Source organism: Nonomuraea sp. MG754425, from assembly GCF_021699195.1.
Taxonomy (GTDB): domain Bacteria; phylum Actinomycetota; class Actinomycetes; order Streptosporangiales; family Streptosporangiaceae; genus Nonomuraea.
On the sequence record NZ_SSXE01000338.1, the window covers coordinates 1 to 5,292 of the forward strand.

4 protein-coding genes and 1 pseudogene are annotated in these 5,292 nt (G+C 72.2%); 3 read left to right on the top strand and 2 right to left on the bottom strand.

From position 1 onward, the window contains the following. The 3 genes and pseudogenes from FAF44_RS51860 to FAF44_RS51870 form a co-directional block, all read left to right on the top strand. Window positions 1-522: pseudogene (locus FAF44_RS51860) on the top strand (SARP family transcriptional regulator); the annotation flags it as partial. Between the two features lie 75 nt (window positions 523-597). Further along, on the top strand, window positions 598-1,215 hold the full coding sequence (locus tag FAF44_RS51865) for a hypothetical protein (protein WP_237110891.1): 618 nt from the start codon (window positions 598-600) through the stop codon (window positions 1,213-1,215). After that, a complete protein-coding gene (locus tag FAF44_RS51870; RefSeq protein ID WP_237110892.1) occupies window positions 1,199-1,741 on the top strand; it encodes an OmpA family protein in 543 nt (180 codons plus the stop codon). The genes FAF44_RS51865 and FAF44_RS51870 overlap by 17 nt, the downstream gene beginning before the upstream one ends. 9 nt (window positions 1,742-1,750) lie before the next feature. Here the strand turns inward: FAF44_RS51870 and FAF44_RS51875 are convergent, their stop codons facing one another. Then, entirely contained in the window at window positions 1,751-2,848 is a 1,098-nt protein-coding gene (locus FAF44_RS51875; protein WP_237110893.1) for a S1C family serine protease, read from the bottom strand. 18 nt (window positions 2,849-2,866) lie between these two features. Beyond that, window positions 2,867-4,297, bottom strand: a complete 1,431-nt coding sequence (locus FAF44_RS51880) for an AMP-binding protein (RefSeq protein ID WP_237110894.1) — start codon at window positions 4,295-4,297, stop codon at window positions 2,867-2,869. Window positions 4,298-5,292: the final 995 nt, after the last annotated feature.

Below are 5,292 nucleotides of genomic sequence, written 5' to 3' on the forward strand. Positions count from 1 at the left end.
GGGCGGGCCGACGCGTTGCGGGCGCTCGGTTCCCTGCGCGGCGACGAGGCCGCGCTGAAGGAGAGCCTGGCCGCCTACCGGGACCTGGGCGATCCGCGAGGGGAGGCGGAGGCGCTGCTCGACCTGGCCAGGTTGTATCTCGCGCTGGGTCGCCGCGCTGAGGCCCGGGACCGCGTGCGGCAGCGGCTGGGGATGAACCGCCGTCTCGGCGACCGGCTGCCGGAGGCGGTGGCGCTGCTCGTCCTGGCCGAGATCGAGGGGGCGGAAGGGGCTCCGGCCGCCGCGGCGGAGGCGGCGCGGGCGGCGCTGGAGACGTTCACCGCGTACGGGGACCGCAGGAGCGCCGCACGGGCCCGGCTGGCGTTCGCGCGGGCCGCGCTGGAACTCGACGACCTGGATGGTGCTGTTGAGGCGCTTATGCGAGGTATGGCAGAGTTTGACGGTCTCGGCGACGTACAGGGCAGAGCCGAGGCCGACAGACTCGCGCGGGAGCTCAGGCAGCGGCGCGACCAGCGGATATAGCGGACTATGCGGATCCTGAAGGTCGCCTCCCTAGGGTGAGGCCCACATCCCCGACAAAACGAAGGTGACCACGTAATGCGAAAGACGCTCGCGCTGGCTGTCGCGGCCGTCGCGCTGGCAGGTTGCGGCATGATCCCGGGCCAGCAGGGTGGCGGCGGCGAGGAGAGGCAGTCGCAGACCGCCACGGCGGAGGGCCAGTCCGCGTCCGCCCCCACGTCCGAGCCCGCCTCCGAGCCCTCCGCCGGGCAGGGGGAGCAGAGCGCGCCGCCGCAGCAGCAGGGCGCGCCGATCGCCAGCCACGAGGCCGAGGTGAGTTCGGGCGGCATGTCCGGCAAGGGACGCATCGAGATCACCTCGCTCAAGCGCCAGGGCCGCACCCTGACGCTCAACTGGACGGTCACCGCCACCGACGGCAAGGTCAACCTGCACAACGGCCTGAGCGGGGGCACCCTGGACTACACGGTCTCGGCCGTCTCCCTGATCGATCCGGTCAACGCCAAGCGCTACCGCACGGCCCGCAACGGCACCGGCGAGAACGCGACGTGCGTCTGCTCCAGGACCCAGGGGCAGTTCCTGGAGTCGGGCGCGGCCAGCACGCTGTACGCGGTGTTCGCGGCCCCTCCGGCGGACGTCACGCGGCTCAACGTCGAGATGCCGATGTTCGGCGTGCTGACCGATGTTCCGATCTCTTAGCGTCGCCCTGACGCTCGTGCTGTCCCCGGCCCCGGCGCCCACCCCGCCCGCGGACGCCACCGGCGTCGTCGAGGACCTCGTCCTGCCCGTCGAGGACATCGTGGGCGAGGTCGAGTCGATGGACGGCGCCGAGAGCGAGACCAAGCTGGGGCGTCAGGTGACGGTCGCGGTGACCAGCGACGTGCTGTTCGCGGTGGACAAGTGGCAGCTCACCGCCAAGGCCCGGCAGCGACTGGCCAAGGTGGCGGCCAAGGTCGAGGCCGAGGGCGCCGGCGGGGTGGTCAAGATCGAGGGCCATACCGACGACCAGGGCACGGACGCGTACAACGTGACGTTGTCGCAGCGGCGGGCACAGGCCGTCGAGGACATCATGCGGGGGCTGTTGTCGTCGGCGGGCGTGACGCTGGAGGCCCACGGGTACGGCGAGGGCCGGCCCAAGGTGCCCAACCTGGTCGACGGCAAGCCCGTGGCCAAGAACCGGGCCAAGAACCGGCGCGTCGAGATCGTCTTCACCGCCAGGCAGTGAACCCGGGGGTCACTCGCCGGAGAGCTGGCCCAGGGTGACGGTGAGCGTCTCGGTGCGGCCGTCGGAGCGGACCACGCCCACCTTGGCCCGGTGGCCGGGCTTGAGGGTGGTGAGGGTTTCGGAGAGGGCGGCCATCGTCGGCGTGTCCGTGCCGTTGACGGACACGATGACGTCCCCGGGGCGGATGCCGGCCTTCTGCGCGCCGCTGCCCGCCTCGACGCTCGCCACCCCGACCCCGGCCGGCTGGCCGTCGGAGCCGATGACCGTGCTGCCGCGGATGCCCAGGGCGGCCCGGTGGCTGTTGGTGACCTTGCCCTTCTCGACGATCTGACGGGCGATGTCGGTGGCGGTGTTGCTCGGGATCGCGAAGCCGATGCCCGGCGCGGTGCCGCCGCCGAGGTCGGGGTCGAGGGCGGCGAGCGTCGGGATGCCGATCACCTGGCCCGACAGGTCCACGAGCGCGCCGCCGCTGTTGCCCGGGTTGATCGCGGCCGAGGTCTGGATGGCGCCAGCGATGGTGGCGCCGGGCGAGTTCGGGTTCTGCGGCTCGGTGACCGTACGGCCGAGCGCCGAGACTATGCCGTTCGTCACGCTGCCGGACAGGCCCAGCGGGTTGCCCATGGCCAGCACGATCTGCCCGACCCGCAGCTTCGCGGAGTCGCCGAAGTGCGCCGGCCGCAGCCCGTCGGGCCGATCCACCTTGATCACCGCGAGGTCCCCGGCGGGGAACGCCTTGACCAGCCTGGCCTTCCGGGGCGCGCCGCCGGTGGCGATGGTGACCATCATCTGCGTGGCCTGCCCGATCACGTGCGCGTTCGTGACGATGTGCCCTTTGTCGTCGAACACGATGCCGGAGCCCAGCCCGACCTGCGTGTTGATCTGCACGATGGACGGCAGGACGTTCGCGATGACCTTCTCGTAGGCCGCCTCCAGCGCCTGCGGCGTGCCGGTGGGCGAGGCCGTCGGCGTGCCGGTCGTGGGTGCGGTGGCGGGCGCGGTGGCGGTGGTCGGGACGGTCGGCGTGGCGGTGCTCGTGGACGTGGGAGGGGGCCCGCAGCCGGCGACCAGCAGGGCGGCGGCGGTCAGTCCGGCGACGATCTCCCTCATGGGAGGTCTCTGCCCAGATCAGTCCGAAAGATACGCTTCCCGGACGTTCCGCCTGCTCAGCTTGCCGGTCGGCGTGCGGGGCAGCGACTCGCGGTACTCGATCAGGCGCGGGTGCTTGAGTCTGGCCAGCCGGGGGGCGCAGTGCCGCAGCAGGTCGGCCGTGAGCTCCTCCCCGCCGGACACCCCGGCCACCGGCTGGACGAGCGCCACCACCTTCTGCCCCCACTCCGGATCGGGTACGCCGATCACCGCCACGTCGGACACCGAGGGGTGTTCGAGCAGCGCCGCCTCGATCTCGGCCGGGTAGATGTTCACGCCGCCGGAGATGATCAGGTCGGTACGCCGGTCCAGCAGGAAGAGGTAACCGTCGTCGTCGAGGTAGCCGATGTCGCCCGGCGTGTAGTCGCGCCCGCGCATGGCGGCGGCGGTCTTGTCCGGGTCGCCGTGGTACTCGAAGCGGTTGATCCCGCCGATGTACACGAGTCCGGGGGAGCCGGGCGGCACCTCGCGGCCGTCCTCGTCCACGATCGTGAAGGACATCCCGTCCAGCGCCCTGCCGACCGTGCCCGGCCTGGCCAGCCACTCCGGCGAGGAGACCATGGTGGCCACGGCCGCCTCCGTGGAGCCGTAGTACTCCCAAAGCACCGGCCCCAGCCAGTCGATCATCGCCTGCTTGGTGGCCGGCGGGCACGGCGCGGCCCCGTGATAGAGGTGGGTGAGGGACGACAGGTCGTACGACTCCCGGTCCGGTACCGCCAGCATCCGGTGGAACATCGTCGGCACCATGAACGCGTTCGTCACCCGGTGCCGCTCGATCAGCGCCAGCGCGTCGGCGGCCTCGAACCGCTCCGGCGCCACGAGCGAGTGCCCGAACTGCAGCGCCATCATGGCCTGCCCGTACGGGGCCGAGTGGTAGAGCTGCGAGCACACCAGGTGCACCCCGCCCATGGGCAGCCCGAAGTGCCGCCAGCTCTTGCGCATCAGGATCGGGTACAGCTCCTCGGGCGTCAGGTCCAGCAGCCGCCTGCGCACGCCCTTGGGCCGTCCGGTGGTGCCGGAGGTGTAGAGCATCATCGATCCGGCCCGCCGGTGCACGGGCGGGCCGGCGGGCTGCCCGGCGGCGAGTTCGTCCACCGTGAGGGCGTCCGGTGCGACCACCGCCTTGGCGCCGCAGTCGGCCACGATGTAGTCGATCTCCTCGGCGGTGAAGTGCCAGTTCACGGGGACGAGGTAGACCCCGATCTGGTACGTCGCCAGCATCATGGCCAGGGCGTCGGCCCCGTTCTTCAGCACGGTCACCACGCAGTCGCCGGGTGCGGCCCCGCGCGAGGTCAGGCCGTTGGAGACGCGGTTGACGCGGTCGAGCAGGCGTCCGTAGGTGATGCCCTCGTCGCCGAGGAGGGCGGGGCGATCAGGGTCATCGGCGGCGATCTCGTAGAAACCCCTCATGTTCGCGACCTTACAGAATTAGATTCTGCTGGGGGAATAGAGGAATTATCCCGCTCTACGGTGACGTAGCCTCATGGCCATGGCGGACGACGGCGAGCGCAGGCGCACCTATGATTCACCCACCACCCCGTTCCGCAAGGTCGTCCTGCCCGCGGAAGAGACGATCCGGATCTCGCGTCCTTCGGCGGCGGAGTCGTCCGGCCCGGTGAAGCTGCCTGCCGAGACCGAGGAGCAGTCGTCCGATCAGGCTTCGGTGGAAGCGCCCGAGGAGGAGTCCGGCAAGGCCGCCGGCAAGGGTCCGGGCAAGCCCGTGGGGAAGGCTTCGGGCAAGGCGGCGGGGAAGGCCGCCGAGCAGGAGGAGGACGTGTCGGCGACCCAGCAGTTCGCCGTCCCGTTCCCGGCCCGGCCCGCGCCGCCCGCTCCGGGCTCTGGTCCGGCGCGGAACGCCGCCCAGGCCAAGGGCGCGGCTCCGGCCCAAGGTGCGCCGCCGGCTCCGGGAACGGGGCAGGGTGCGCGTCCTGCCCAGGGCGGGGGCAAGGGTGGGCCGCCGGTCCAGAGTCCCGGCCAGGGCGGGCCGCCGGTTCAGAACCTCGGCCAGGGCGCGCCCCCGGTTCAGAACCCGGGCCAGGGCGCGCCCCCCGTGCAAGGTCGGGGCCAGGGCGGTGGCGCGGGTCCGGTCGGTGGTCCGGGTCCGGCGCAGGGCGGCCAGGGTCCGGGGCCGGTCAAGGGCTCAGGGCCGGTCAAGGGTTCTGGGCCGGTTCAGGCTTCAGCACCGGTCCAAGGGTCGGTGCCGGTTCAAGGCGCGGGGCCCGGTCCGGCTTCGGCGCCGGTCAAGGGTCCAGCGCCGGTCCAAGGTGCAGCACCGGTCCAGGGTGCAGGGCCGGTTCCGGGTGCGGGGCCGATGCAAGGTCCAGGTTCGGTGCAAGGTCCGGGGCCGGTCCGAGGCCCAGGGACGGGGCCGGGGCCGGTTCAAGGTTCTGGGATGGGTTCGGGGC